Consider the following 25,916-nt stretch of genomic DNA (forward strand, 5'->3'; position numbering starts at 1 on the left):
GAGGGTTGGGGGTGCCGCTACAAGATTCTGCCAAGCGGAACGCGGCAAGTCCTTGCATTCATGATGCCGGGTGACTCATGTGACCTGCATGTCGCCTTGCTGGCGGAGATGGATCACAGCATCCAGACAATCGGCCCGGCCCTGGTGGCCACGATCGAGCGCGCCGATATGGATGCGATCCTGGACAGTCACCATCAGGTGGCCAAGGCGATGTATGTGTCCCAGCTCGTCGACGAAGGCACGATGCGGGCCTGGATTACCAGCATGGGTCGTCGCACGAGCCTGGAGCGGGTGGCACATTTGATGTGCGAACTTTACCTCCGGGCGCGCAATATTGGTCTGATATCCGAACCGACGCTGACGATGCCCTTGTCCCAGTTGCTGATTGCGGACTCACTGGGCATGACGGCGGTTCACCTCAACCGGATCCTGAAGGAGCTGCGGGTTACGGGTGCGATGTCTTTCCAGCGCGGCAGCCTGCATATCGAGAACCCCGTCAAACTGGTGCAGATCGCCGGTTTTGATGAGAATTACCTACATCGGCGGCTGAGGCGGGCGAACTAAGCGGATGTCAAGAACGCGGGCTGCTGCGGCCCGGATCAATATTGCCCTGTCAGGCTGTCACGCCTCCGTGGAGGCCGCACCGTCGCCATTGGGCCGCCGGACGAATGTGGACAATCGAATTTCGGCATCAGCGCGCAGGTCGGCAATCGTGTCGGCTGCTTTGGCAAACAGTCCTGCGATCTCGTCTTGCGACATGTTCTCCAGAGATATCGACGCCTCGACCAAGCGCTGGACGAGGTCGGAGAATTCGGGGCGTTGCATGACGTCTCCCCCTGGCGGAATCTTCCAGCCACTGCTGCAGGCATTGCTGTAGTCGAGTGCCGCCACTCTATCCCTGTGAACGAACCGGGTGCTTGATCCACGTTAAGCTCGTCACACCCGGGGCAACGTCGCGTCGACGCCTAAAACTGGTCCAGCAGCGCTCCGCCGCGGGCCTCGGCCAGCGCTGCGTCGATCTCGGCTACGAGCTCAAATGCATGATGCGCGGTGAACCGGATCAGTTCGGCGATCGGGGCTTGTAAAACGGTGGCGGCCGGGTGCCCCGCAAAGAAAGGTGAGAACCGCTGGCGGGACCCAGCACCGCGCCGGTCGTGTGAATTCTCCGTTTCTGCAATTGTCATTTCGGCCGCCCGCCCGGACGAGCGTTCACATCGCGGCTACCAACAGAGGCTCGATCTCGATACGGTTGCGGCCGCGCGACTTCGCAAGATACAGGCGCTCGTCGGCCGCGTTGAACAGAACGTCGAAGCTGGTCGAATGAGCAAACGTCGTGCCGCCGATGCTGATCGACAGGCGCCGACGCTCGTCGAGAAAGCGAACTTCTGCGGCGTGAATCGTCTGCCGCATCCGCTCAGCAATGGCGATGGCCTGGCTGGGGCTCAAGCCAGGCAGGAAGACGGTGAACTCGTCGCCCCCCACCCGTCCGACGAGATCTTCGGGTCGCAGGCTTTCACGAATGATCGACGCAATCAGGCGCAGGGCTTCGTCGCCGGAGCTATGCCCGAACAGATCATTGATCCGCTTGAAGTCATCTGCGTCGACGACCAGAAACGCGCCCCTCATGCGATCGGCATCGTGCTGGAACTTGGCGAGATAGGCATCGACCAGGACGGTGAAGGCGCCGCGCGTCAAAACGCTGGTGAGACTGTCGGTGGATGCAATGGCGGCAAGTTTTTCATTGGCAATCGCTAGCTCGCGCAACTTGCTCATCAACAGAAACAGCATCGGAACCGCCAGAAATATCGGCAGTAAGACATCGACTGTGATGGCTCGGGCGAGTCCGGCGGCATCGAGATTGGGGAAATTGAATGAATCGACGAAGAGGGCCACGACAACGCAACCCAAGGTACCGAGGATCGTCACAAGAAAAACGCGGCCCCGGCCGGTTCGCGAAAAGTGAGATCCCCTTTGAGGTTCAAGCATGCTGGTCCTTCGATCGCTGAGCGACCATCGGCGACACTCCGACCCCACGGCTCAATAGTATCTGAGCCGGTGCCTTTCACGAAAGCGAATCGAGGAGAGCACCAGGAGGAGTGCCATCGTCATGAACGAATTGCGGGCGCCAACGCCATCAAGAATGAGCAGGGCATAGGCGGCTCACCTGGATCTCATTGGCTCGTCAGTATCCAGAGCGACCAGTGGCTGCGGGAGCGGTTTGCCGAGGTCAGCAATGTGGCAGAAGCTGGATGTTTCACAGAAACCTTTGGCCATATGGTGCATTGCAACAATGGGTGCGGCGCGACATCCGTGTCGTGCTGGGCGAGAGGAATTCCCACAATCGATCTCGCAGTCCGAGGCTTGCCCACAAGCTGAGGACCGCCCGCATGGTTCAAGGCAGCATCGACATGGCGTTTCACGAACCTTCACCGTCCCGCCGCCGCGCCAAGCATGAGGCCCGCCAAGCACGGCGTCACGGCTATCGATTGCCGCATGGTCACCCTTATCGGATGTTGCCCATTTGGGTGCCGTACGGCCTCGCTAAGGTGATAGCGAGAATATTTGGATAGCGCCCGGCAAAAGCCGATGTCGTCTTCTAGTTGCCTCCGCCCGCTTATGGGGCTGTCATCTCGCTGGATGGGCGCTTATCGGTCGACCCTCTCTTAGGGCTCGGCGACACCTGGTCTGCCAGCTTTTAGCAATCACCTTCCGCTTGACCGACTTCGGCAGGAATTCATAGGCTCAAGGTCGCCTCGCCATCCTATATTGCCATGCACAATAGATGGTGCGAAGCACCGTATCGCGATCGTCCCAGCTCTGGTGAAGGGTACCCCTCCCGCTGTGGTCAGCGATCGCTGGAGCTGGCGAAATCGTGTGAGCCTGGTGCCGGCAACGACACTGGATAGTGGGAGACCACGACATTGTTCCGAAACTTGTGATGCTCGAACGCATCCGATCATGGTGGGGCAGACCCCGTCGATCCGGCGCAGAATTGGTCATTGGCAGCACGGTCGCGGCGTTTACGGTGCTTGCTGCCATTGCAATGTCGCTCTGGCAGTACCGCGAAGAAGTTGAGGCCCATGCATTGCTGACTGGCCGCGCAAGGGTTGCCAGCGTTGAAGCGCAGTTGCGTGCCCGGTTCGAGAGCTATGACGCAGCGCTGCGGCTGATCATCGCGAACTTTTCGGATCCCACACTGCGCATGCTGGACAACGAGGTTTGGGCGCGTCTCCTGAGCAACATCCAGAATAGCGATTCAGGCATCGACTCGATCACCATTATAGGGTCCGGGGGGCAAGTCCTGGCCAAGCAAAGCGCCAGCGCGGACGTCGATTATGCAAAACTTCCCTTCTTCAGGGCGCATCAGGCAAGCGCGGCCATTGGCCTGCTCATCAGCGATCCGGAGGCTGACAATAGCGGCCGCCAGATGATTGTGCTCAGCAGGCGTATGGCGCTAGCCGATGGGAAGTTTGGCGGGGTCACAGCGCTGGTAATAGACTTGGCAGCCATCCGAGGCATCCTGCAGCCGATACCCATGGATTCGACCGACTCCGTCGCCGTCGTCTCTGGTAATGGCCGTATCATCGCGCGCAAGCCGGCACTTGCGGACAATGGTGACGCCGGGGTCGACCTCACCCGCAATGCCAACTTCCAGCGAATGCAACTACTGGGACATGGCAGCTTCGTCTCGCGATCGTCGCTGGACGGCGTGGAGCGCCTGATCACATTCGACAAGGTCGAGGGGACCAGACTTATCGTTTCAGCGGGTATCGCAACCGACTCGCTCTATGGAAACTGGCGACGCCAGTCACTCCTCATCGGAGGTTTAGCCCTCGCTATCAGCTCCGCGCTCGTTTTCGCCGCCCTTCTGCTCTTGCGGGAATCCCGTCTTCGGGCGGCTGCTCAGAGCGAGCTGGAGAGGCAGGCGAGAACCGACTTCCTGACGGGCCTCCCTAACCGGCGGCAGTTTGAGATGAGTCTTCACAGGGAGTGGCGTCGTGCGGCGCGAACCCGTACCGACCTGGCGGTGATCCTGTTCGATGCGGATAACTTTAAGGGGCTTAATGACAAACATGGTCACGCTATCGGCGACGAGATGCTCAAACTGGTTGCGGGCGTTCTGGACGAGGCCGCGCGAAGACCGGGTGACCTTCCGGCTCGCATCGGCGGGGAGGAATTCGCAATGGTTCTCGCTGACACCACGGCGGAAGGTGCCGCCTTTGTTGCAGAGCGAATTCGGTCGGACCTTGAGGCAAGATCGCTGTCGGATCACGGCGGTATTCGCGCTGTGACACTGAGCGCCGGGGTTGCGGCAACCCTTGGCGGAGCCGCAGGATCCGCTACAGCATTGCTTGCAGCGGCCGATGCTGCCCTATACCTCGCCAAGCAGAACGGCCGCGACCGTGTCCAGGTTCACCAGCCTGCCTAGTTACCAAGTGTCCGGGATGGTAGACATTACCGCACTTCCTCCAGATTGACGGCATCCCCTCACCCGCCAATGAACGGCGCTTGCCAGACTGGAAAATCGGACAAGATCCCGCACGTGAAAGCGTCCAGCGTGATGGCCAGCTGCATGAGCGCGACCATCAGAGCGCCGCCCGCTTCCAGATCGTCCGAGATCCGCCGAGTTGTCCGATTGTTCCACGCGACAAATATTCGGCTTCTAGTCAGACCGTCCAGGTAGCGTAAGCACGGTGGCGGGGGTGACGTCGCCACTTCACTATGAGGCGCGCCATCAAGCTAGAGCTTGTCCATCACGACTGCGTTGAGTGGCGAAGAGCGAAACTAACGCGAGATTGCCATGGTCGCTTGTCGCCATGTGGAGGGCGACACCCCAGTCCATTGGCGGAATGCATGCACGAATGCACCATGGTTGGCGTAGGCCAAAGCAGCCGCGATGTCACCGATAGGAAGATCCGTTGTTGCGAGTAGTTCTCGCGCGGTCACGCCGCGCACATCCGCGAGCAAAGACCGGAAGGTCGTGCCCTCCCGGGACAAGAGGCGCGCGAGCGCCTTGGGATGGAGGCCGAGTTGATCCGCGATCGACGGCATTGACGGGAGTCCTTCGAGCAGGGCTGGTCGGATCCTGTGCCTCACTCGGGCCGCCCAGCCGCCGAGTTCCAGCCGCATGAGTTCTCGCACCTGATCCAGAATACGCCGCCGCTCGCCGGTGTCAGCGTCCTCAACCTTGGCAGTGAGGGCTTCGCCGGAGATAATGACGCAGCTCTGGTTCTGGTTGAAACGGATGGGCACCTTGAAGAACTCGGCATAAGGTCGGATGTCGTCAGATGGCGAATGCCCAATGAGCACTTCAGTGGGCCAAAACCTTCCATTGGTCAGTGTCCGGACCAGATTGCAGCCGATAGCCAGGCCGAGATCATAGATCTGCGAAGCACCTGGCAGTTGCCTGTCATAAATTCCGTAACCGAGCGCGTAGTCAGTCCCCAAGCGGTGCAGATAAACAACCGCGCCGCGTGAGTTCGAGATTTGCGAGCCGACGAAGTCGTCAAGCGCTACGCTAAGTGTCGGCGCATGTGACATCAGGGCGCCGACGACCCCGAGAGATCGGTGATCATATCTCATTCCCAACAGCAGGCCGAGATGCGGACATCCCGCAAGTTGCGCGGACCGGTCGAGCAACTGCACGATCAAGGCGAACGGCAGCCGATTATCAGGATCGAGATCGTCGACACAAATCCCGACGGACCTGCATGCTGCATCGGGGTCGGATCCGAGCTCCGCCATCAGCGCTGCGAGCCCCGCAACCGGACCGACTCTTTGCGGTGCGTCTGGACTCAAGGATTTCATCACTCTTGTCCTCGATTCGTAAGCAGGCTGTGCGAACGCCTGTTATATCGAAGCTACCGACAGTTCGAAACGTTTGGCTGCATCCTGTCGCTGCCCGTCCCGTCGTCGGAGGAGCAACCTCTTCATGGGGTCAATGAGTTGGCGGGGGTTGATATGTTCTGTGGCGAGCGGGCTTAAGGTTGGCGACTATGTCCGGCTTCGGACTGGCGGACCTGACATGGTCGTGGTCTCGATCGTCATAACCCCGACGGGCGCAGAATTATTTGCGTGCGCATTAGTCGAGGCTTCTCACACCGAGCCGATCATGGTTCTGCCTCGTAGACTTCGTCTGATGAACTAGTGGCGTGAGATCACGCATTCTGAGACATATTCAAATGTTCTGTCCCGGAGTTTTGTCATCGGCACATTGTTCATCCGCATTGCAGGGGCTCTCGAACTGCTAACCGGGCTGGGCCTGGTGTTGCTCCCGGACTTGGTGTCGCGGCTGATCTTCGGGATTGAAGTCGCCGACCTTGGCGTCGCCTTCGCCCGGATCGCCGGAATCGCCCTGCTATCGTTGAGCGTGGCCTGTGCGCCGAGATCGCTGCTCCGCGATCGGCCGCCAACACTGGCAGCTATGTTGGCGCTTAATGCGATGCTGGCCGTATATCTCGGCGTTATTGGCGTGTTGAACATCCCCGCCGGCATTCTGTTCTGGCCAGCCGTCGCCGTTCACGCGGTCTTGGCTCTTTTACTGGCGGCAGCAAGCTACTTTTACCGACCAGAGGCGGAAAGACGGCCGTTTGTCTGACGGGAATGTCGGGCTGTTCGGACCCAATGGGGTCCGCGGTTAGGACGTATGGGTTGATATCAACAATCACGCCCCACGGGGAGGACACAATGAAAAGCAGTTTGAAAAAGGCGGGCATTCTCGCAGGGGGATTGATAGCCCTTGCGATGTCTGCCGCTCCCGTCTTCGCGCAACAGGTCACTGGCGTGCTCGGGCAGCCCAGCGCTACCACGACCATTCCCGGCAACAGCATTCCAGCTCCGACGCCACCTTTTGGCGGCGTCATCAAGGAGACGCTGGAAGGCTCGAAGGTCTGGTGGGCGCCGCGTATCGTTCCGCCCAAGGGTGCCCCTAACATTCTGCTGATCATGACCGACGATCAGGGCTACGGCGTCAGCGGCACTTTCGGCGGCGTCGTCCCGACGCCCGCACTTGACCGGATCGCCAATGCCGGCCTGCGCTATACCGAGTTCAACTCGACCGCGCTGTGCTCGCCGACGCGCGCCGCATTGATCACCGGCCGCAATCACCATTCCGGCGGCTTCGGCGTCATCACGGAGCTTTCGACCGGCTTTCCCGGCTATGACAGCATCATCGGGCCCGAAGACGCGACGATCGGCCGGATCCTGAAGGACAATGGCTATGCAACCTCGTGGTTCGGCAAGAACCACAACACGCCTGACTTCCAGTACAGCGTCGCCGGCCCCTTCGACCAATGGCCATCTGGGATGGGCTTCGACTACTTCTACGGCTTCATGGGCGGCGAGACCGACCAATGGACCCCGTACCTTTTCGAGAACAACCGCCAGGTTTTCCCTTGGATCAACAAACCTGGCTACAACCTGACCACCGACATGGCCGACAAGGCGATCGGCTATATGCAGGGCCTGAAGGCCGCAGCACCTGACTCGCCCTGGTTTGTCTATTACGCGCCCGGCGGCACGCATTCCCCGCACCAGCCGACGCAGGAATGGATCGACAAGTTCCATGGCAAGTTCGACATGGGCTGGAACGCCATGCGCGAGGAGATCTTCGCCAACCAGAAGAAGCTCGGCGTCATTCCTGCCAATACGCAGTTGACACCCTGGCCGGATAGCCTGCCGAAATGGGACACGCTATCAGCGGACGAGAAGAAGCTGTTCGCGCGCCAGGCGGAGGTCTTCGCCGGCTATGCCGCCTACACCGACCATGAGATCGGCCGCGTCATCCAGCAGGTGGAAGACATGGGTGAGCTCGACAACACGCTGATCATCTACATCGTCGGCGACAACGGCACGAGCCCGGAGGGCACGCTGGTCGGCACGCCGAACCAGTGGACGGCCTATAACGGCATTCTCGACATTCCGATTGCCGACCAGATGAAGTTCTACGATCTCTGGGGTTCAGCGGCGACCTATCCGCATATGGCGGTGGGCTGGTCGTGGGCATTCGATACGCCGTTCAAATGGACCAAGCAGATCGCCTCGCATTTCGGCGGCACGCGTCAGGGTCTCGCCATCTCGTGGCCCGGCCACATCAAGGATGTCGGCGGCATCCGCAACCAGTTCGCGCACGTCATCGATATCGTGCCGACGATCCTCGAGGCGACTGGCATCAAGGCGCCTACGCTCGTTGATGGGGTCAAGCAGAAGCCCATAGAAGGCACCAGCATGGCGTATACCTTCGACAAGGCTAATGCCGATGCTCCGACCAAGCACACGACCCAGTATTTCGAGATGATCGCCAACCGCGGCATCTATCACGACGGTTGGTATGCCAACACCACACCGCCGCATGGGCCGTGGATCCTGAACGCGCCCCTTCCCGCGCCGACCGACTACAAGTGGGAGCTCTACAACCTCAAGGACGATTATTCTCAGGCGAACGACCTCGCTGCCAAGATGCCTGACAAGCTCAAGGAGATGCAGGCGCTCTGGGACCAGGAGGCAGCGAAATACAATGTGCTGCCGCTCGACAACCGCTCATTCGCGCGCGCGGTCGAGCCTCGCCCGAGCACCACGGCGGGCCGCACTGAGTTCACTTACACCGGCGTCAATCCAGGCATCGCCACCGCCAACGCGCCCAATTTCATCGGCCGATCCTATACGGTCACCGCTGACATCGACGTGCCTGAAAACGCCGACGGCGTGATCTCCACGCTTGGCGGGCGCTGGGGCGGCTGGGGCCTGTACCTGCTCAAGGGCAAGCCGGTGTTCGGCTACAACATGCTGACGCTGAAGCAGTACCGCTGGGCCGATGCTGACGCCCTCACCGCTGGCAAGCATACGATCGTCTTCGACTACACCTATGACGGTCCCGGCATCGCCAAGGGCGGCTCCGGCACCCTCTCGGTCGACGGCAAGGTGGTCGCCACTGGGAAGCAGGATAATTCGATCGCCTTCCTCGAAGTCGCCGACGAGACCTTCGATGTCGGCACCGACCTGCGGACGGAACTAAACGCGGCGGACTACACGCTGCCGTTCGACTTCACCGGCAAGATCGACAAGCTGACGATCAAGCTCGGCCCGAGCCAGTTACTCTCGGCCGATCAGCTCAAGGCAATGGACGCGGCTGCCAAGGCTAAGGACTGAGCTGCGGTCTAGTCCCAAAACGAACTGCCGGGTGCCCGCAACGGGTACCCGGCAGATGAGGCCCACCTGACGCTTTCGCAGGAGCCTACCACCAACCGGCTCACAGCGAAGATGGTCTACAAGTTCCAGTCTTTACTGATCTGGCCACCGTCAGGCGGCACTGGTAAAAGCTAGATAGCGGTCCATTCCTTGATCTGACCGGAAATTCAGAGTGCCGAAACACGATGGGGCGTACTCCCCGATGCTCGGCCCAAGGCGCTGAAAACTTCGTTCTTGCTTCAGCGGAGCCAGTCCCTCAAACCGCAGGAGCAGCATATGGGCAGCATTACCAGGTTTCACCGCACCGCACCGGCCCAGACGGCTCCAGCCGACATTCCCATGCAGCAGATCCGCGGCGGCACCTTCCGCATGGGCTCCGACCGCCACTATGCCGAAGAGAAGCCCGCACACCGGGTCACCGTCGACAGTTTCGAAATCGACGTGACGCCCGTCACCAATGCCCAGTTCCGGACCTTTGTCGAGGCAACGGGTCATGTGACCTTTGCCGAGATCGCGCCAAACCCCAAAGACTACCCGGGTGCTCTGCCACATATGCTGAAGGCCGGCTCGATGGTTTTTCAGCCACCGGAATATCCAGTCGATACGCATGACTGGTCGAAATGGTGGGATTTTCGGTTCCGCGCCAACTGGCGTCGACCTTATGGGCCAGGCTCGTCGATCAAGGGCCTGGACGACCATCCAGTGGTCCATGTCGCATTCGCCGACGCCGAGGCCTTTGCCAAATGGGCAGGCAAAGAACTGCCTACCGAGGCGGAGTGGGAATTCGCGGCGCGGGGCGGCCTTGACGGCGCCGAATATGCCTGGGGGGACGAGCTCAATCCTGATGGTCGCGAAATGGCCAACACCTGGCAGGGCCAGTTTCCGAACCAGAATTTAAAGACTGACGGCTTCGAGAGGACCTCCCCGGTCCGGTCGTTCCCACCCAATGGCTTTGGTCTCTACGACATGATTGGCAATGTCTGGGAATGGACGAGCGACTGGTGGTCGACCCGCCACACCGACGATGCTCCCAAAGCTTGCTGCGTGCCTGAAAATCCGCGCGGAGGGCCTGTCGAAGCAAGCTACGACCCAGCGCATCCCCGCATCCTCATTCCTCGAAAAGTCTTGAAAGGCGGCTCGCATCTCTGTGCGCCCAATTACTGCCGCCGCTACCGGCCGGCCGCACGCCACGCCGAACCTGTGGATACCTCGACCAGCCATGTCGGGTTCAGATGTATTCGCAGATGAGAGATATGCTGAGGCCATCTGGGATGCTGTCCATGCACGACTGATCGGCTTCAATTTCCGGGTGGTGCCGATGCGGTTGCGCTCTATGAGGCCCGTCATCGGTGGGTCGAGCGGCAAGTTTGAACTAGGAACGTTCGTTGAGGGAACGAAAGGCCCAAGGCTGAAACGGGGCTGGAAGCGGACTGGCTGCTTTTGGTGTCCGGTGGAAGTCAGCCGACACTAAACTCCGAGTTGCAGCCTTGGATAGTGGTGAGCTGGCCACCGGCCCACCCAAGCGACGTTCTATGAGGGACCGATGTTCTGAGCATATCATTGGGCTCTGCCGAGGGACACGCTGTATGCCGACGGCTTGCTGGATGATATCTCCATTGGGTGAAATGAATCCGACCGGACGGGATAGCGTATGGCCCTTGTTAAAACGACTGCACTGGCCCGGCGAAAGGCCGACAATGCGGCCGCTCCATCCGCCACACGGACGCCCGAGGCGCCGCGGCCGCCGGCCAAGCCTCGTGCGCCAGTGTCGCGAGACAAAGCGGCCGAACGAGTAGCCGCTGCCTCGATGGAGCTGTCCAGCGGTATCGCTGAATCCGCCGCCGCCTCCGAAGAACTGCGGCGAACACTTGAGCAGATTGCAAGCGGCGCAGAGGAAGCCGCTGGCGCTGCCCATGAATCGCTGGCCAGGGTTGGAGAATTGTCACGGCAGTTCGCCGGGGCCCGAACCGATGCCGAAGCCTCCCGCCGCCAAGCGGAAGTGCTGCACACAGCCGTGATTGAATCGGCGGCAACAATTGAGGGCTCGCTGCTGGTAATAGAGGGCAATGCATCGCGCCAACTAGCCGCGGTGGAGCTTATCAACCGGCTGCAGAGCCAGGCCGCGAGCATTGGCGAAACGACCTTGGTTGTCGCTGATGTGTCGGATCAAACCAATCTTCTGGCTCTCAACGCTGCCATCGAAGCAGCACGCGCGGGCGACAAGGGCGCCGGCTTTGCCGTGGTCGCCGATGAGGTGCGTGCACTGGCCGAGAGAGCGGAGCGCAGCGCTCGTGACATCAAGCAACTGGCCCAGTCGATCGGGGACGGGGTAGCCGAGGTCGCTGCGCACATTGCGGGCGCCGCCCAATCTGCACGGGCGCAAACTGGCGTTGGTCAGGAGATTTTCGCCGATCTGGCGACGATCCGTGGCGATCTCCAGGCATTGCTGGAGGGTGGCAGCGTCATTCTGAACGCCGCGGTCGAGGCTGATCTGGCCGTGCGGGACGTCCAGAAGGGCGCGGAAAATGTCGCCGCCGCTGCCGAAGAGCAGGCCGCCGCTGCCGCCGAGGCGCAGCGCGCGGTGCAGCAGCAGAGCATCGCCCTGGAGCAGAGCCAGCAGGCGGCACAGATGCTATCGCAGATCGCCGAGGGTCTTAACGACAGTGCCGACACCGCGAGTGGGTCGGCCGCCATGGGTGCAGCTGCCGAAGAATTGTCGGCCACCGTGCAGGAGCTGTCGAGCGCCGCCGCGGAGATTTTGATTGCAGTCGACCAGATCGGCCGGGGCGCTGAAGAACAGGCGGCAGCGACCCAGGAATCCAACGCGGCCATGGCGCAGATCGAGACGAGTGCGGGCCTGAGTACCCAAAATGCGCAGGATGCCCTTCAACGGGTACAGGCAATTGCCGAGCGCCTGGCCCGCAATCGCATCAGTGTCGTTGGCATTGGTAGCGAGCTCGAAAATGGCCTTGGCAAAACACGCGCGGCCATCGCAACCCTGGGATCGCTCGATGAGATTGCGCGCCGCATAGAGCGCGCCATCGACCGCATTATTCTCGTCGGCGTGCAAACCAGCATGCTGGCGGTCAGCGGGTCTGTCGAGGCAACGCGGGCTGGCAGCGAAGGGCGGGGCTTCGCTATTGTTTCAAGCGATATCCGCAAGCTGGCCGACAATGCGTCGGAGACCATAGAGAGCGCGAAGGAGGGCGTCCGGTCGATCCAGAGCACGATAGGCGCGGCGCGGCGCGATCTCGATATGACCGTGCAGACGGCTGCCGCCGAACTGGCGCGCAACAAGCTAATTGTCGAGCGGCTTGATCAGGTGCAGCGCGATTGCGAGACGATAGGCACGGGCAATGCGGGAATTTTGGCTAGCGCCGAAGCCGTGCTGAGCGCGGTGCGCGAAATCCTGGTCGGCACCGATCAGATCGCCACCGTCGCGCAGGAAGCCGGCGCCGCCTCCGGCCAGGCTGCATCGTCGGCCCGCGAGCAGTCGAGCGCCGCCGAGGATCTGGCGGCGGCGATCGAAGAGATCGCGCTGCTGTCCCAAGAGCTTCAGGCGACGAGAGGGGAGTGAGCGGCACGGGGCCGGCCATGGCCAGCGCACAGCGCCAGTTGATAGTCGTCGTGGGTGGGCAAAGCTATGCCCTGCCGGGGGAAAACGTTGTGGAGGTGTTGCGCCGCCCCCGCGTCACCCGCGTGCCGCATGGGCCGCCGGCCCTTTTGGGTGTCAGTAATCTGCGTGGCGCGGTGCTGCCGGTCGTGTCGCTGGCGAAGTTGATGGGCACTACGCAAGGCAGCGAAGAGCGTATCGTCGTGCTGGACTTAGCCGGGGCGGCGGGCCTTCTGGTGGATGCCGTATTGGGGCTCGATCTGGCCGAGACGGCATCGGCCAACAACCAGGTCGATATCGCCGCGTTGCTCGAAAAAGGGTTCAGGCGTCGAGCGACTGGCACCGCCGCCGACAGGCAGCAGCTGGTTGTGACGCCCGCTCGCGATGAGGCCCGGGATGAACAGCGCATATTGATAGCCTTCCTCGTCCATGGGCAAACCTTCGCCCTTCCGCTCGATGCCGTAATTGAAGTGCTCCGCCTGCCAGAAACCATTACGCGCATCGCAAGGGCCGATGCGGCTGTGCTGGGTCTGGCCAATGTGCGCAATCACGCCTTGCCCATCCTTTCGCTGTCATCGATCCTCGGATTTGCCTTGGACGGGAACGATATCTCAGCCAGACGGGTTCTCGTCGTTGAACATGAAGGCGCGCAGATTGGATTCGCCGTGGCAGCAATTGAAGCAATCATGCGGCTGGATGAAACGGCGATCGACGCCGTGCCACCGATCCTGCAGCGCGGGCGCGGGCATGCCGAGCTCGATGCCATCGGTAGACAAGGCGCCGGCCGGCCGCTGGTATCAATCCTTTCCGTGTCGCGGCTGTTTGCCAATGAGACGGTTGGGGCCACGGTCGATGCAAAGAGCAAAGAGGCTAATAGCGTGGCCGAGCGAAGTGTGACCCAGAAGCAGGAACAGTTTGTCGTGTTCGATCTGGGTGATGAGCGCTATGGCCTCCCGATCGCCGCAGTGCAGGAAGTAGTCCGCCTGCCCGACAGGGTTACCCGCCTGCCCAATGGTCCGCGCTTTGTTGCCGGTATCATCAACCTGCGCGGCCGGCCGGTTCCCATCATCGATCAACGGCAACGCTTCGATGCTCCTAGCGCTAAGGATGCTACACAGCCGCGCGTCATCATCTTGGCGGTCGGAGGTTTGCAGGCGGGCTTCGTCGTCGATGCGGTATCGGAAGTCCTTTCGATTGCGGCCGACAGCCTGGCTGTGGCGCCACCCCTGTCCAGCGAGCGGTCTGCGGTGTTCAGCCGCGTCGCCAATGTCGGGGCGGATGGACAGCTGATCCTGCTGATCGACCCCGGAGAACTGCTCAGCCGCGCCGAGCAAGACGTCATTGCCGAAATCGCCGCTCGGCAAGACCCGGCGTCTACAGCGTGATCCGCATCCTCATCGCCGAAGATTCCGCGCTCATGCGCAAGTTGCTGAGCGGGATTTTCAAGGCGGAAGGCGATTTCGAGATCGCCCTGGCTCGGGATGGGCTTGAGGCGCTGGACCAGGTGGCCAGTTTCCGCCCCGATGTGGTGACCCTCGACATTAACATGCCCAAGCTTGATGGGCTGGCTTGTCTGGACCGGATCATGCTGGAGCATCCGGTACCGGTGGTGATGGTCTCAGCCCTGACCGCTGATGGTGCCGACGAAACTCTCATGGCCCTCGAAATGGGCGCGGTGGACTTCATTGCTAAACCGGACGGGGCCGTGTCGCTGCATATGGCTGCGCTGACCGAGGATCTGGTCGCGAAGGTCAGAGCCGCGGCCGCCGTTCAGCTGCCGCGGGCACGCCGGCTGGCGGAGCGGATGCGGCTCCGTCGCGCGGGCAACGCGCCCGTCGCGCCCACCGCCGTAAAATTTGCCCCCATGACCGGTATTTCGGGGCTGGTGGTCGTGGGCACCTCGACAGGTGGCCCGCCGGCCCTCGATATCCTGCTGTCGACCCTGCCGGCTGACCTGCGCTGGCCGATCGTGATCGCCCAGCACATGCCGCAGGCCTTTACCGGGCCATTGGCCCGCCGCCTCGACAGGTTGTCGCCGCTGACCGTCAGCGAGGTCGTCGGCCCCACCCCGCTGCTTGCCGGGTGCGTCTATGTCGCCCGCGGGGGCACCGATGTGGTCATCAGCAAGCGGGCGGGCAAACTGATCGCCAATGCCGCGCCGATGCATGACGGCTATCTCTGGCATCCCAGCGTCGACCGGCTGGTACGCACCGCCATGCAGCAGCTGCCTGCCCCCCAATTGCTCGGCATTTTGTTGACAGGCATGGGTTCGGACGGCGCCGCGGCTATGGCCGAGCTGCGCGCGGCAGGCGGCCATACTATTGCCGAAGCCAAGGACACTGCAGTGGTCTGGGGCATGCCGGGCGAACTGGTCAATCGTGGCGGCGCCGTAGATACATTGCCGATGGACGATATTCCGCGCCGGCTGACGGAGCTACTGGCATGACTAGCCGCAGGGCGGACCAGCTGGCTCGCGCCAATGCGCTGTCGCCGCTTTCAAGCGCCAATCTCACCATGCTGTGCGATTTCCTTTATGACCGCACCGGCATGCAATTTGGTGAGTCCAAACGCTACTATATCGACCGGCGCATCGCCGACCGTATGGCGCATAGGCACCTGACGGCCTTTGCCGATTACTATGCCCTGCTTCGAGCCGAGGCGGACGAAGCGGAGCAGCTGATCAATAGTTTCACGATCAACGAGACCTATTTCTATCGCGAGGATCACCAACTCGCCTGCCTCAGCCGATCTATTCTGCCCGAGATCGTGGCATCCAAGCGGCCGGGCGACAAGATCCGCATCTGGTCGGTGCCCTGCTCGAGCGGGGAGGAGCCTTACTCGATCGCGATCTGGCTGCTGGAAAACTGGGCGCTGGTCGACGCCTACAATGTCGAGATAGTCGGTTCCGATATCGATACCGCCATTGTCGCTGAAGCGCTCGAGGCGAAATACGGCCGTCGCGCTGTGATGCGGCTGTCCCCCGAGCTGATCGGTCGCTATTTCGAGCCTATCGAGGACGGCCGCGTCCGCCTCATCGATGACCTGCGCGAATCGGTCACCTTCGCGCCGTGCAATATCACCGATGCGGCGTCCGTGGCCCGCCAAGGACGGTTCGACGTTATCTTCTGCCGCAACCTTTTGATCTATTTCGATGGAGCGGCGCGAGTGCGCTGCATGGAGAATCTGCTCAAAAGCCTCTTGCCCGGCGGCTATATGTGTCTCGGCCATTCCGAGTCCATGTCGCGCATTTCCGCGAACTTCATCACCCGCCGCTTTCCTGACGCGATCGTCTATCAACGCCCCGAGCAGCTCTGATGGACGAGCTGATGGCCCAGTTTATCCTTGAGGCGCGGGAACTGGTGCAGGCGGCCATTGATGACCTTTTTGTCCTCGAAGCCGAACCCGGCGACAGAGTTCGTCTCAACAGCGCCTTTCGCGCCGTCCATACGCTCAAGGGCTCGACGGCGCTCTTCGACCTGCCGGCCCTCAATTCCGCACTACACAAGGCCGAAGATATCCTGGGCAGTGTCCGGTCGGGCTCCGCCGGTCTCGACGTTCAATCAGTCGACGCCATCGTCGCCATCCTCGAATGGATTGAGCGCTGCGTTGATGATCTCGAAAGCCATGGTGCGGTCAATCCGCAACGGCTGGAGAAGGCGGCAGGGCTTGAGGCGGATTTGGGCGTGGAAAGCCAGGCGCTCTTCGACGCTGTGCAGACCCAGCCTTCGGCATCGATTGCCTGGGCGCTGTCCCTCGCGGCGCAGATCAGCGGCAGGGCCACGGTCGCAGTGCACTATCGGCCGCATGCCGATTGCTTCTTCAGCGGCGATGATCCCATTGCGCTGGTCTCGCGCATACCAGGGCTCGTGCATCTGTCGATAGAGCCCCGCGAGCCTTGGCCGGCACAGGCCCGGTTTGACCCTTTCCGCTCCAATTTGGTCTTCCAGGCCTTAAGCACGGCCCCACTTGCGGATGTCGAGACCATTTTCCGGATGGTACCGGACCAGGTCGACATCGTCCCGCTTGGGACTGCCATGATCCCGTCTCCGGTTGAGCCGGCTGCCGACGAGACTAGAGCCGAGGCGATGCGCGGCCTGCGCGTCGATCCGGCCCGCATCGATGCGCTGCTTGATTTGGTGGGCGAACTGATGATCGCCAAGAACGGCATGACCGGGCTGACGGCAGCGGCCGGCACCCTGCCGGGTGGAGCCGACATCGCCCGCAACCTCGCGGCTACGCAAAAGACGCTCGATCGCATTGCCGGCGCGCTTTATGGGGGCGTGCTGCAGACGCGCATGGTGCCGCTGGATCAGGCCTTTCGCCGGTTGCCGCGCCTGGTGCGAGACTTGTCGCGCCGTCTGGGCAAGCCGACAGATCTGGTGATCGCTGTCGACAGCATCGAGGCTGACAAGACCATAGTCGATGAGTTGTTCGAACCGCTGATGCATCTGGTGCGCAATGCCATGGACCATGGCATCGAGAGCGCGGCAGACCGCTTGGCCGCCGGGAAGTCCGCGCTGGCCACGCTGGCGCTGAAGGTCGCGGCCGAAGGCGACCATATCATTATCAGCCTCTCCGATGATGGCAGGGGCATCGATCCCGCGCGCATCCGCGCTGCTGCAATTGCCAAGGGCATGCTCAGTGCCGAGCGCGCTGAGGGCCTCGATGATCGGGCGGTGCTGGATTTGCTTTTTGCAGCCGGCTTTTCCACCGCGGCTGCTGTCAGCGATCTCTCCGGCCGCGGCGTCGGCCTCGATGCGGTGCGCAGCGATGTCACACGACTGGGCGGCACAGTCCAACTTAGCAGCATCCCTGGTCTGGGCACGACAACGGCGCTTCGCCTGCCCGTCGGCTTTGCCATGACGCAGTTGCTGATCGTATCCGTGGGGGTCGAACGCTATGGCGTGCCCATGCAGGCAGTTCTAGAAACCGTGCGCGTCGATCGTCATGCCGTAACGCCCATCCGTGACAGTCGTGCCTTCGTCCTGCGCGACGCAACCGTGCCGCTGCTGTCTCTGTCGGGCCTGCTCGGGCTGAGCGAGCCAGCCCTCGCGGGCGATATGACCGTGCTCATCCTGACTTTGAACGAGCAGCGGGTCGGCATCATCGTCGATGCCATTGCCGAAAGAATGGAAACCATTACGCGACCCTTGGACGGTCTGTTGACCGGCATGCCGGGCGTGGCCGGAACAACCGTACTCGCCAACGGAGAGGTGCTGCTGGTGCTCGATATTGCGGAACTGATCGGATGAGCGTGGTCTTGGACGGACAGATAGTTGCCATCAGAGGCGATTGTGGAGTCGAAGAGGCGGAGACGCTGATGGGCCTTTTGCAAGCCAATCCCGACTTCCCGGTCGACATCAGTGGATCTGGATCGATACACACGGCGTTGTGGCAAGTAGCGATGGTGCTGCGGCCGCGCCTCATCGGGGAGCCAAGCGATCCATTCATACGCCAACGGATCATGCCTCTTGTGACGGAACGGGTCCCTGCAACTCGGGGACTTAACTTGCCGCTGACTTAGCGTGCGCCTAGAGATGACGCAGCGATCCGCTGGATCGATAGATTGACGGAGTTTTTTGATGGTAACGGTTCTGCTCGTGGACGATAGCAAGTTGGCGCGAATCGTGGCCGGCAAGACCATTGCTGCCTTGCAGCCGGATTGGCAGCGGGTGGAGGCCCGCAATGCCGATGAAGCGCTGGAGGCCGTCAAGGCGCAGTCTATCGACCTGGCCGTTCTCGATTTTAATATGCCTGGCAAGGACGGCCTAGAGCTAGCGGCGGAGCTGCGCGAGGCCTATCCGCAGATGCCGATCGCCATCATTACCGCTAATGTGCAGAACGAAGTCATTGCGCGGGCTCGCGAGCTCAATGCGACCTTTGTTGGCAAGCCGGTGACCGAAGAGACCATGAAGGGCTTCCTCAGCGGAGCTGCCCTGCGTCTGCGCCGGGCCAGCGTATGACACTGATCAACCTGACCCTGGATGAACTTGAACGTGATGCGCTGACCGAGTTGGTCAACATTGGGGTCAGCCGCGCTGCGGCCAGCCTGCGCAAGATGGTCGGCAAGCAGGTTCTGCTGTCGGTGCCAACAGTGGAAGTAGTGACCCAGCAAGCCGCGGCGGCGCTGATCGGCCAGCGTGAAAGCGACGATTTGGTCGCCATCCAGCAGGAATTCGGCGGCGCCTTCTCCGGCAAGGCCCTGCTGATTTTCCCCGAAGACAACAGTTTTGAATTGGTCCGCGCCATTATCGGAGATGAAGTGGATGCCGCCGAAGTGGCTTCGCTCAAGGACGAGGCTCTGGCTGAGACCGGCAATGTGATCCTGAACGGATGTCTCGGCACTATTGCCAACATGCTCAATCAGTCGCTGCAGATGTCGCTGCCCAAGGTAGTTTATGGCGACGGCAAGGTCCTATTCGATGTCGGACTCGAGCCCGATGCTGACGGTTTGGTGCTGTTCCTATATATCAATTTTGCCGTGCGCGACCGGAACATCCGTGGCTATATCGCCATGATCATGGATTTGCCGTCGCTGAACATGTTGAAAGAGCTGCTTGACGATTTCATCAACCGCGTCACCGCTGACAGCAATTGGGCCGTGGGTGCTTGACCAACAGCTTGCAATGATGAAGGCCGTTCCCTGAGTGCGCAATGACCAACACATGGACGATACCGGCTCCGCCCGCGCCGAGCTTTCCGACCTGCAGCACCAGATCGCCGAGGCAAGGCAGCGGCTTGACCTCACGCTGGAAGCGGCAGGCGCTGTGGGTAGCTGGGAATGGGACATCGCCAACCAGCGCCTCACTGCCGATGCACACTTTGCCGGCCTAACCGGACAGGACCCGCTCGCTTTCGCCAATGGCGTGCCAACGACACAGTTTTTCACCGGCATTCATCCCGAAGACGTCCGCCGCATCCGCATCGCGGTGGCAGGTATCCTGGCCGGTGCGGAAGTGTTTTCTAAGGACTACCGTCTGCTCAAGGACGATGGTGTCATCCGCTGGATCCATGCTGAAGGCCGAACGGTCCTCGACGAGCTCGACCGGCCTCTGCGTTTCCATGGCACGCTGGTCGACGTCACCGATCGCAAGCGAGCCGAAGAACAATTGCGTGTCGCCCAGACTGCCGGTCGCGTAGGTACGTTCGAGCATACCGATGGCTACGGCACAGTTGCCGTGTCGCGCCAGTTCTGCCGGCTGCTTGGCCTGCATCCGACCGATGTGCTGCCGGTCCGGACCATCAACCTGCTGGTGCATCCCGATGATCGCCCCATCATCGATCCCAAATTGCCCAGCACGCCGCAGCCGGAGCGGAATATCGAATTTCGCATAACCCGTGCAGATAGCGGGGAAACTCGCTGGCTAGCGCGCAGGGGTGAATATCTGCAGGATCTGGATGCCAACGGCCTGCGCTACATCGGCGTCATCTACGACATTACCCAATCCAAGCGCGTCGAAGAGCAGCTCCGGCTGGCCAATGAGACCCTATCGGAAAGCGTGCGCGAGCGCACTCGCGAGCGCAATCAGGTCTGGCAGAATTCGCGCGATCTGCTGGCTGTGGTCGGCGTTGACGGAATCATCCGCGACGCCAATCCCGCCTGGCGTGCCATTCTTGGATACGAGCTTGCCAAGATCATCGGCCGGTCCTTCCTGGAGCTAATTACGCAGGAGGAATTGGACGCCGCCAGCCGCCTGATCGAATTCGATCCACAGCGGTTGCTGACATCGACTGATCTGAGCCTGACCGCTGCCGACGAGTCTCTCCATTGGTTTTCATGGGATGCGGTGGCCGAAGGCGAACTGATCTATCTTTATGGCCATAACATCACTCCCGAACGCAAGCAGGCGGAAATCCTGCGCGAGACGGAAGCGTTGCTGCGCCAGTCTCAGAAAATGGAAGCCGTTGGCCAGCTGACCGGCGGCATCGCACATGATTTCAACAATATGCTGACTGGCGTCATCGGCTCACTGGAAGTGATGAAGCGCCGCATTGCTAACCAGCGCTATGACGATCTAGACCGCTTTATGAATGCCGCCATCACCTCAGCGCAGCGCGCGGCCGCGCTGACCCATCGCCTGCTGGCCTTTTCGCGGCGGCAATCGCTTGATCGCAAGCCTACCGACGTTGTGCCGCTGATCGAATCCATGCGCGACCTGCTGAGCCGCACCCTAGGGGAGCAGATTTCGCTGGAGACCGTTCTGCCGGCTGATAGCTGGCAGGCGATCACTGATGCCAATCAGCTGGAAAACGCGATCCTGAACCTCGCGATCAATGCCCGCGATGCAATGCCCGAAGGCGGCCAATTGATCATTCAGGTGGCGAACAAGACCCTGAGCGGGCGGGACATTCGCGGCATCGATGGGGCAGTCGTCGGCGACTATCTTCGGGTCTCAGTGATCGACACGGGCGAGGGCATGGCGCCTGAAGTCATCGACAAGGCTTTTGACCCGTTCTTCACCACCAAGCCGATCGGCCAGGGAACCGGGCTGGGACTGTCGATGATCTATGGTTTTGTCCGGCAGTCGGGCGGGCATGTCGAAATAGAAAGTGCGCTGGGCAACGGCACGACAGTGTCGCTTTATCTGCCCCGTAACGCCAAGACTTGGGCGCCATCAGCAACAGATATCGGGGTGGTCACGACACCTATGGGCAGCGGTGAGACTGTGCTCATCGTCGAAGACGATGCTTCGGTCCGCCTGCTCGTCGTCGACGTCCTGGAGGAGCTGGGTTACAGCGCTATCGAGGCCGGCGATGGGGATCATGCGGTGCCCATCCTGCAATCGGGAGCCCGAATTGACCTCTTAATCTCCGATGTAGGGCTGCCTGGTCTCAACGGCCGCCAACTGGCCGAAATTGCCCGTCAAACGCGCCCGGACCTACGGGTCTTGTTCATCACTGGCTATGCCGCGATGGCTGCTTCGCGGTCTGAATTCCTCGAGCCAGGCATGGATATGATCACCAAACCCTTTGCATTGGATGATCTGGCCACCAAGATCCGCAACATGGTGGCTTCGGGCTGAGGTTCGACACTGCTTTGTAGTGGGACCCGCTGCGTCGCACGCGTGATCAGCGCGCTTCGGCAGCCCAGCCATTCGGTGACTCGCCGAAGCGCCTCGGCATCCGGCGGAAACACAGTGTGCCACACTGGCAGCTGGCGAGCACATGACGAAACCACACCCACGGCAGCAAATTTAGAGCCTCTAGCGGATCAAGATCGTGTGCCGACGATATCGTCACCTCTGCAGGTCCGCAGCGATCTGTCACGTATGCAATCGATGAGCGCGGCAATATGATCTACACGCAGCTAAAGGTGAAGACTTGCAGTGAAGCTAGCGCCAACGCCGTGACCGTAGGAGGCTTGGCGCTCCGGACCCGACGCTCGAACTCAGTTCGTCGTAGTTCGCCTGCTGGCGGAGGAAGCCAGTGCCTCGACCTTGCTGGACCGCTCGACACATTCTTGCTGCAATTATGACACGGCGGCTCTTCAGCAGGACTCTTGTCAGACGTCCTCGTTTAGCCGCCGAGGCTGCATGTTCTCATGCAGACACCCATTCCACGTGTCAGCTTGTCGTCGAACAGAAGCTCGACGCCGCTCTGCGCGAATGCGGCGATCAGCAGCGCCTCGGAACTGCGATGCAACTCGTGTCGGTGACGTTCGAAATCCTTGATGGTGCTACGGGACACGCCGGAGGCCGAGGCGAGCTTATCCTGGGTCCAGCAGAGGAGGCCACGGGCCGCACGGCATTGCGCTGGATGAAGAAGCATCGGTCGGGCTCTCGATTTCGGTTTGCGAAGTCAACCATACTGGGCGACATTGCGCAATGTCGTCCATCCCCTGCTCCATGGAGTCGTGCCGCCGGTGCAAGGTAGTGCCTTCCTCGTCTCGCTAATCAGCCTGCCCTTCCTCGCGGCGCTCGCGTCCTTGTGCCTGCCGGCCAGGTCGCGGAACGCCGAGGCGTGGCTCGTCGGCGTAACGATGCTGATCCTGCTGGTCCTTGTCGCTTTCGCCTATCCCGGCGTCGCGCACGGCGCCGCGCTCCGGCGCGACATCGGCTGGATCCCCGAACTGAGCCTCAGTCTCGTGCTGCGGATGGACGGATTCGCGTGGGTGTTCTCGGTGCTCATCACCGGGATCGGGCTGCTCGTGGTACTCTACACCCGCTACTACATGTCACCGGAAGATCCGGTGGCGCGTTTCTACGCCTTCTTCCTTGCCTTCGCCGGATCGATGCTTGGCGTGGTGACGTCGGGCAACATCATCCAGCTCGTTGTCTTCTGGGAGATGACGAGTGTTTTCTCCTTCCTCTTGATCGGTTATTGGTACCACAATGCCCCGGCCCGCGACGGCGCGCGCATGGCGCTGACCGTAACCGGGGTCGGCGGGCTTGCGCTCCTCGCCGGCGGGCTGCTCATCGGCCATGTTGTCGGCAGCTACGACCTCGACGCCGTCCTCGCATCGGGCGACGCGATCCGCGCAAGCAACCTCTACCTCCCGATCTTGATCCTCGTTCTGCTCGCGGCCTTCACCAAGAGCGCGCAGTTCCCGTTCCAGTTCTGGCTGCCGAATGCCATGGCGGCCCCGACGCCGGTCTCGGCCTATCTGCATTCGGCGACCATGGTGAAGGCCGGCGTGTTTCTGCTCGCCCGCTTCTGGCCGGTCCTGGCAGGCACGCCCGAATGGTTCTGGCTCGTTGGCCTTGCCGGCCTTGCGACGCTTCTGCTCGGCGCGTTCTTCGCCATCTTCGAGCAGGACATCAAGGGCCTGCTCGCCTATTCGACGATCAGCCATCTCGGCCTGATCACACTGCTGCTCAGCCTCGGCAGCCCGCTCGGGCTGGTCGCGGCCATCTTCCACATGATGAACCACGCGACGTTCAAGGCGTCGCTCTTCATGGCCGCCGGCATCATCGACCACGAGGTCGGCACCCGCGACATGCGCAAGCTCGGCGGGCTGTTCACCTTCATGCCGATCACGGCGACACTCGCCATGGTCGCGAGCGCCGCCATGGCCGGCGTGCCGCTGCTGAACGGCTTCCTGTCGAAGGAGATGTTCTTCGCCGAGACCGTGGAAACGCATACGCCATCGATCCTTGACACGGTTACGCCCTATGTCGCGGTGCTCGCAGGCACCTTCGCCGTCACCTATTCGATCCGCTTCATCCACAGCGTCTTCTTAGGCCCGATCCCGGCCGATATGCCGCGCACGGCGCATGAGCCGCCCTTCGTCATGCGGCTGCCGGTGCTGCTTCTCGTCCTGATCTGCCTGATCGTCGGGATCGCGCCCGGCCACACGATCGGGCCGTTCCTGCACAGCGCCGTGCTCTCCGTGCTCGGCGACGAGACGCCGTATTACAGCCTCTCGGTCTGGCACGGCGTCAATTTGCCGCTGCTGATGAGCACGATCGCGCTGGTTGCCGGCAGCCTCTTCTACTTCACGCTCAAGATTTATCTGGCGACCAGCGAGGAAGGTCCGCCCCTCATCCGCCGCCTGCGCGGCGAGCGCATCTTCGAGCGCGTGATGGTCTCGGTCGCCTGGCGCTGGGCGCGGCTGCTTGAGATCCGGTTCGGCACGCGGCGGCTGCAGCCGCAGCTCCTGCTCGTGATCTCGGTCGCCGTTGCGGCGGCGCTCGTCGTGCTGCTGCGGGGCGGGCTCGGGTTGCCCTCGCCCTGGAGCCGCGGCGTCGACCTTCTCTTCCCGGTGCTTTGGGCGATCGGTATTGTCTGCGCCATCGGCGCCGCCTACCAGGCCAAGTACCACCGCCTCGTTGCGCTGGTGCTGATGAGCGGCGCCGGCCTCGTCACCTGCGTCACCTTCGTCTGGCTGTCGGCGCCCGACCTCGCGCTGACCCAGCTCCTCGTCGAGGTGGTGACGACGGTGCTGATCCTGCTCGGGCTGCGCTGGCTGCCGAAGCGCAGCGAGGAGGTCCGGCAGCCCTCGTCCATCCGGGCCACCCTGCGCCGATATCGCGACCTCGGCATCGCCGTCGTGAGCGGTGCCGGCATGACGCTCGTCGCCTATGCGGTCATGACCCGCCAGCCGCCGCAGACGATCGCCGACTATTTCGTCGAGCGAGCCTATTCCGAAGGCGGGGGGCGCAACGTCGTCAACGTCATCCTGGTCGATTTCCGCGGCTTCGATACCTTCGGCGAGATCGCCGTGCTCGGCATCGTGGCGCTCACCGTCTTCGCCCTACTCCGCCGGTTCCGCCCGGCGCCCGACAGCGTCGAATCCCCGTTTCAGCAGCAGCAGCAGACCGGCCCCGAGGACGAGGCGACCTCGGGCGGCGACGGCAGCATCGCCAGTGACTACCTGCTCGTCCCCTCCGTCACCATGCGCTGGCTGTTCCCGGTAATCATCATGTTCGCGGCCTATCTGTTCATGCGCGGACACGACCTGCCGGGCGGCGGCTTCGCGGCCGGCATCGCGATGGCCGCCGCCTTCATCCTGCAATACATGGCGTCCGGCGTGCGCGTCGTGGAGGAGCAGCTGCGCGTCCTTCCGGTGCGCTGGATCGGCATGGGCCTCCTCATCGCTGCCGCGACGGGCATGGGCTCCTGGGTATTCGGCTATCCGTTCCTGACCTCGCATGCGCGCTATGTGGACCTGCCCGTCATCGGCAAGATTCCCGCCGCGACCGCGCTCCTCTTCGACCTCGGCGTCTTCTCGCTCGTTGTCGGTGCCACGGTGCTGATGCTCATTGCGCTCGCGCACCAGTCGATCCGCAGGCTGCGCGCCTCGGGGATCCCGCTTTCCCAAAACGCGGAGGCGCCGTGATGGAACTCACGCTTGCGATCGGGATCGGCGTGCTCACCGGCTCGGGGGTCTGGCTGGTGCTGCGCCCGCGTAGCTATCAGGTGATCATCGGACTGTCGCTCGCAGGCTATGGTGTGAACCTGTTCATCTTTTCGATGGGTCGGCTGCGTGTGAACGCCCCGCCGGTCCTGGCAGCCGGCGGCCCCATCGACCCAACGCTCTATACTGACCCGCTGCCGCAGGCGCTGGTGCTGACCGCAATCGTGATCGGCTTCGCGACGACGGCGCTCTTCCTCGTCGTCCTGCTCGTCTCCCGTGGGCTGACGGGAAGCGATCACGTCGATGGCAGGGAGCCGTGAC

General features: G+C 61.9%; 20 protein-coding genes. 15 read left to right on the plus strand and 5 right to left on the minus strand.

Features of this window, described 5'->3' with window-relative positions; translation table 11 throughout:
• Positions 1–564: Crp/Fnr family transcriptional regulator (locus BUB39_RS20630; RefSeq protein ID WP_073057607.1), on the plus strand; the 564-nt coding region annotated here is incomplete at its 5' end.
• Between the two features lie 57 nt (positions 565–621).
• On the opposite strand, the gene BUB39_RS20635 is transcribed toward BUB39_RS20630, so the two are convergent.
• The 3 genes from BUB39_RS20635 to BUB39_RS20645 all read right to left on the minus strand — a co-directional run bounded on the left by BUB39_RS20635 (position 622) and on the right by BUB39_RS20645 (position 1,893).
• Positions 622–891: a hypothetical protein gene (locus BUB39_RS20635; protein WP_139251561.1), complete on the minus strand. Its 270-nt coding sequence runs from the start codon at positions 889–891 to the stop codon at positions 622–624.
• Positions 892–965: 74 nt separating this feature from the next.
• On the minus strand, positions 966–1,184 hold the full coding sequence (locus BUB39_RS20640) for a hypothetical protein (protein ID WP_073057611.1): 219 nt from the start codon (positions 1,182–1,184) through the stop codon (positions 966–968).
• Positions 1,185–1,209: 25 nt separating this feature from the next.
• A complete protein-coding gene (locus tag BUB39_RS20645; RefSeq protein WP_244540334.1) occupies positions 1,210–1,893 on the minus strand; it encodes a GGDEF domain-containing protein in 684 nt (227 codons plus the stop codon).
• A 1,045-nt stretch (positions 1,894–2,938) separates the two neighbouring features.
• Between BUB39_RS20645 and BUB39_RS20650 the strand changes: the two genes are divergently transcribed.
• Positions 2,939–4,429, plus strand: coding sequence for a GGDEF domain-containing protein (locus BUB39_RS20650; RefSeq protein ID WP_084527785.1), 1,491 nt, complete (start codon positions 2,939–2,941; stop codon positions 4,427–4,429).
• Between the two features lie 356 nt (positions 4,430–4,785).
• On the opposite strand, the gene BUB39_RS20655 is transcribed toward BUB39_RS20650, so the two are convergent.
• The gene (locus tag BUB39_RS20655) at positions 4,786–5,808 is read right to left on the minus strand and encodes an AraC family transcriptional regulator (RefSeq protein WP_084527787.1); all 1,023 of its coding nucleotides are present in this window, start codon (positions 5,806–5,808) and stop codon (positions 4,786–4,788) included.
• Between the two features lie 406 nt (positions 5,809–6,214).
• Here BUB39_RS20655 and BUB39_RS20660 point away from each other — a divergent pair, with 406 nt between their 5' ends.
• The 11 genes from BUB39_RS20660 (at position 6,215) to BUB39_RS20715 (ending at position 21,822) form a co-directional block, all read left to right on the plus strand.
• Positions 6,215–6,598, plus strand: a complete 384-nt coding sequence (locus BUB39_RS20660; protein ID WP_073057619.1) for a hypothetical protein — start codon at positions 6,215–6,217, stop codon at positions 6,596–6,598.
• 89 nt (positions 6,599–6,687) lie between these two features.
• Positions 6,688–9,147: an arylsulfatase gene (locus tag BUB39_RS20665; protein ID WP_084527789.1), complete on the plus strand. Its 2,460-nt coding sequence runs from the start codon at positions 6,688–6,690 to the stop codon at positions 9,145–9,147.
• A 378-nt stretch (positions 9,148–9,525) separates the two neighbouring features.
• Positions 9,526–10,434: a formylglycine-generating enzyme family protein gene (locus BUB39_RS20670; RefSeq protein WP_073057916.1), complete on the plus strand. Its 909-nt coding sequence runs from the start codon at positions 9,526–9,528 to the stop codon at positions 10,432–10,434.
• A gap of 559 nt (positions 10,435–10,993) precedes the next feature.
• On the plus strand, positions 10,994–12,763 hold the full coding sequence (locus BUB39_RS20675; protein ID WP_244540335.1) for a methyl-accepting chemotaxis protein: 1,770 nt from the start codon (positions 10,994–10,996) through the stop codon (positions 12,761–12,763).
• Between the two features lie 17 nt (positions 12,764–12,780).
• Positions 12,781–14,184, plus strand: a complete 1,404-nt coding sequence (locus tag BUB39_RS20680) for a chemotaxis protein CheW (protein WP_084527794.1) — start codon at positions 12,781–12,783, stop codon at positions 14,182–14,184.
• Positions 14,181–15,245 (plus strand): chemotaxis-specific protein-glutamate methyltransferase CheB, encoded by a 1,065-nt coding sequence (gene cheB / locus BUB39_RS20685; RefSeq protein WP_073057628.1) that lies wholly within the window; start codon positions 14,181–14,183, stop codon positions 15,243–15,245. The genes BUB39_RS20680 and cheB overlap by 4 nt, the downstream gene beginning before the upstream one ends.
• Positions 15,242–16,114, plus strand: coding sequence for a CheR family methyltransferase (locus BUB39_RS20690; RefSeq protein WP_084527796.1), 873 nt, complete (start codon positions 15,242–15,244; stop codon positions 16,112–16,114). Before cheB ends, BUB39_RS20690 begins: the two co-directional genes overlap by 4 nt.
• Entirely contained in the window at positions 16,114–18,051 is a 1,938-nt protein-coding gene (locus BUB39_RS20695) for a chemotaxis protein CheA (RefSeq protein ID WP_073057630.1), read from the plus strand. The genes BUB39_RS20690 and BUB39_RS20695 overlap by 1 nt, the downstream gene beginning before the upstream one ends.
• Before the next feature lie 330 nt (positions 18,052–18,381).
• On the plus strand, positions 18,382–18,762 hold the full coding sequence (locus BUB39_RS20705; protein WP_342169526.1) for a response regulator: 381 nt from the start codon (positions 18,382–18,384) through the stop codon (positions 18,760–18,762).
• Positions 18,759–19,412: a chemotaxis protein CheC gene (locus BUB39_RS20710; protein WP_073057635.1), complete on the plus strand. Its 654-nt coding sequence runs from the start codon at positions 18,759–18,761 to the stop codon at positions 19,410–19,412. Before BUB39_RS20705 ends, BUB39_RS20710 begins: the two co-directional genes overlap by 4 nt.
• Before the next feature lie 52 nt (positions 19,413–19,464).
• A complete protein-coding gene (locus BUB39_RS20715) occupies positions 19,465–21,822 on the plus strand; it encodes a hybrid sensor histidine kinase/response regulator (RefSeq protein WP_073057637.1) in 2,358 nt (785 codons plus the stop codon).
• 493 nt (positions 21,823–22,315) lie between these two features.
• Here the strand turns inward: BUB39_RS20715 and BUB39_RS20720 are convergent, their stop codons facing one another.
• Positions 22,316–22,567, minus strand: coding sequence for a helix-turn-helix transcriptional regulator (locus tag BUB39_RS20720; protein ID WP_073057639.1), 252 nt, complete (start codon positions 22,565–22,567; stop codon positions 22,316–22,318).
• A gap of 94 nt (positions 22,568–22,661) precedes the next feature.
• On the opposite strand from BUB39_RS20720, the gene BUB39_RS20725 reads away from it, so the two are divergent.
• A complete protein-coding gene (locus BUB39_RS20725; RefSeq protein WP_073057918.1) occupies positions 22,662–25,577 on the plus strand; it encodes a monovalent cation/H+ antiporter subunit A in 2,916 nt (971 codons plus the stop codon).
• Positions 25,577–25,915 carry a Na+/H+ antiporter subunit C gene (locus BUB39_RS20730; protein ID WP_073057641.1) on the plus strand — a complete coding sequence of 113 codons (339 nt, stop codon included), beginning with the start codon at positions 25,577–25,579 and terminating at the stop codon, positions 25,913–25,915. The genes BUB39_RS20725 and BUB39_RS20730 overlap by 1 nt, the downstream gene beginning before the upstream one ends.
• Position 25,916: the final 1 nt, after the last annotated feature.

Source organism: Kaistia soli DSM 19436 (assembly GCF_900129325.1).
GTDB classification, from domain to species: Bacteria; Pseudomonadota; Alphaproteobacteria; order Rhizobiales; family Kaistiaceae; genus Kaistia; species Kaistia soli.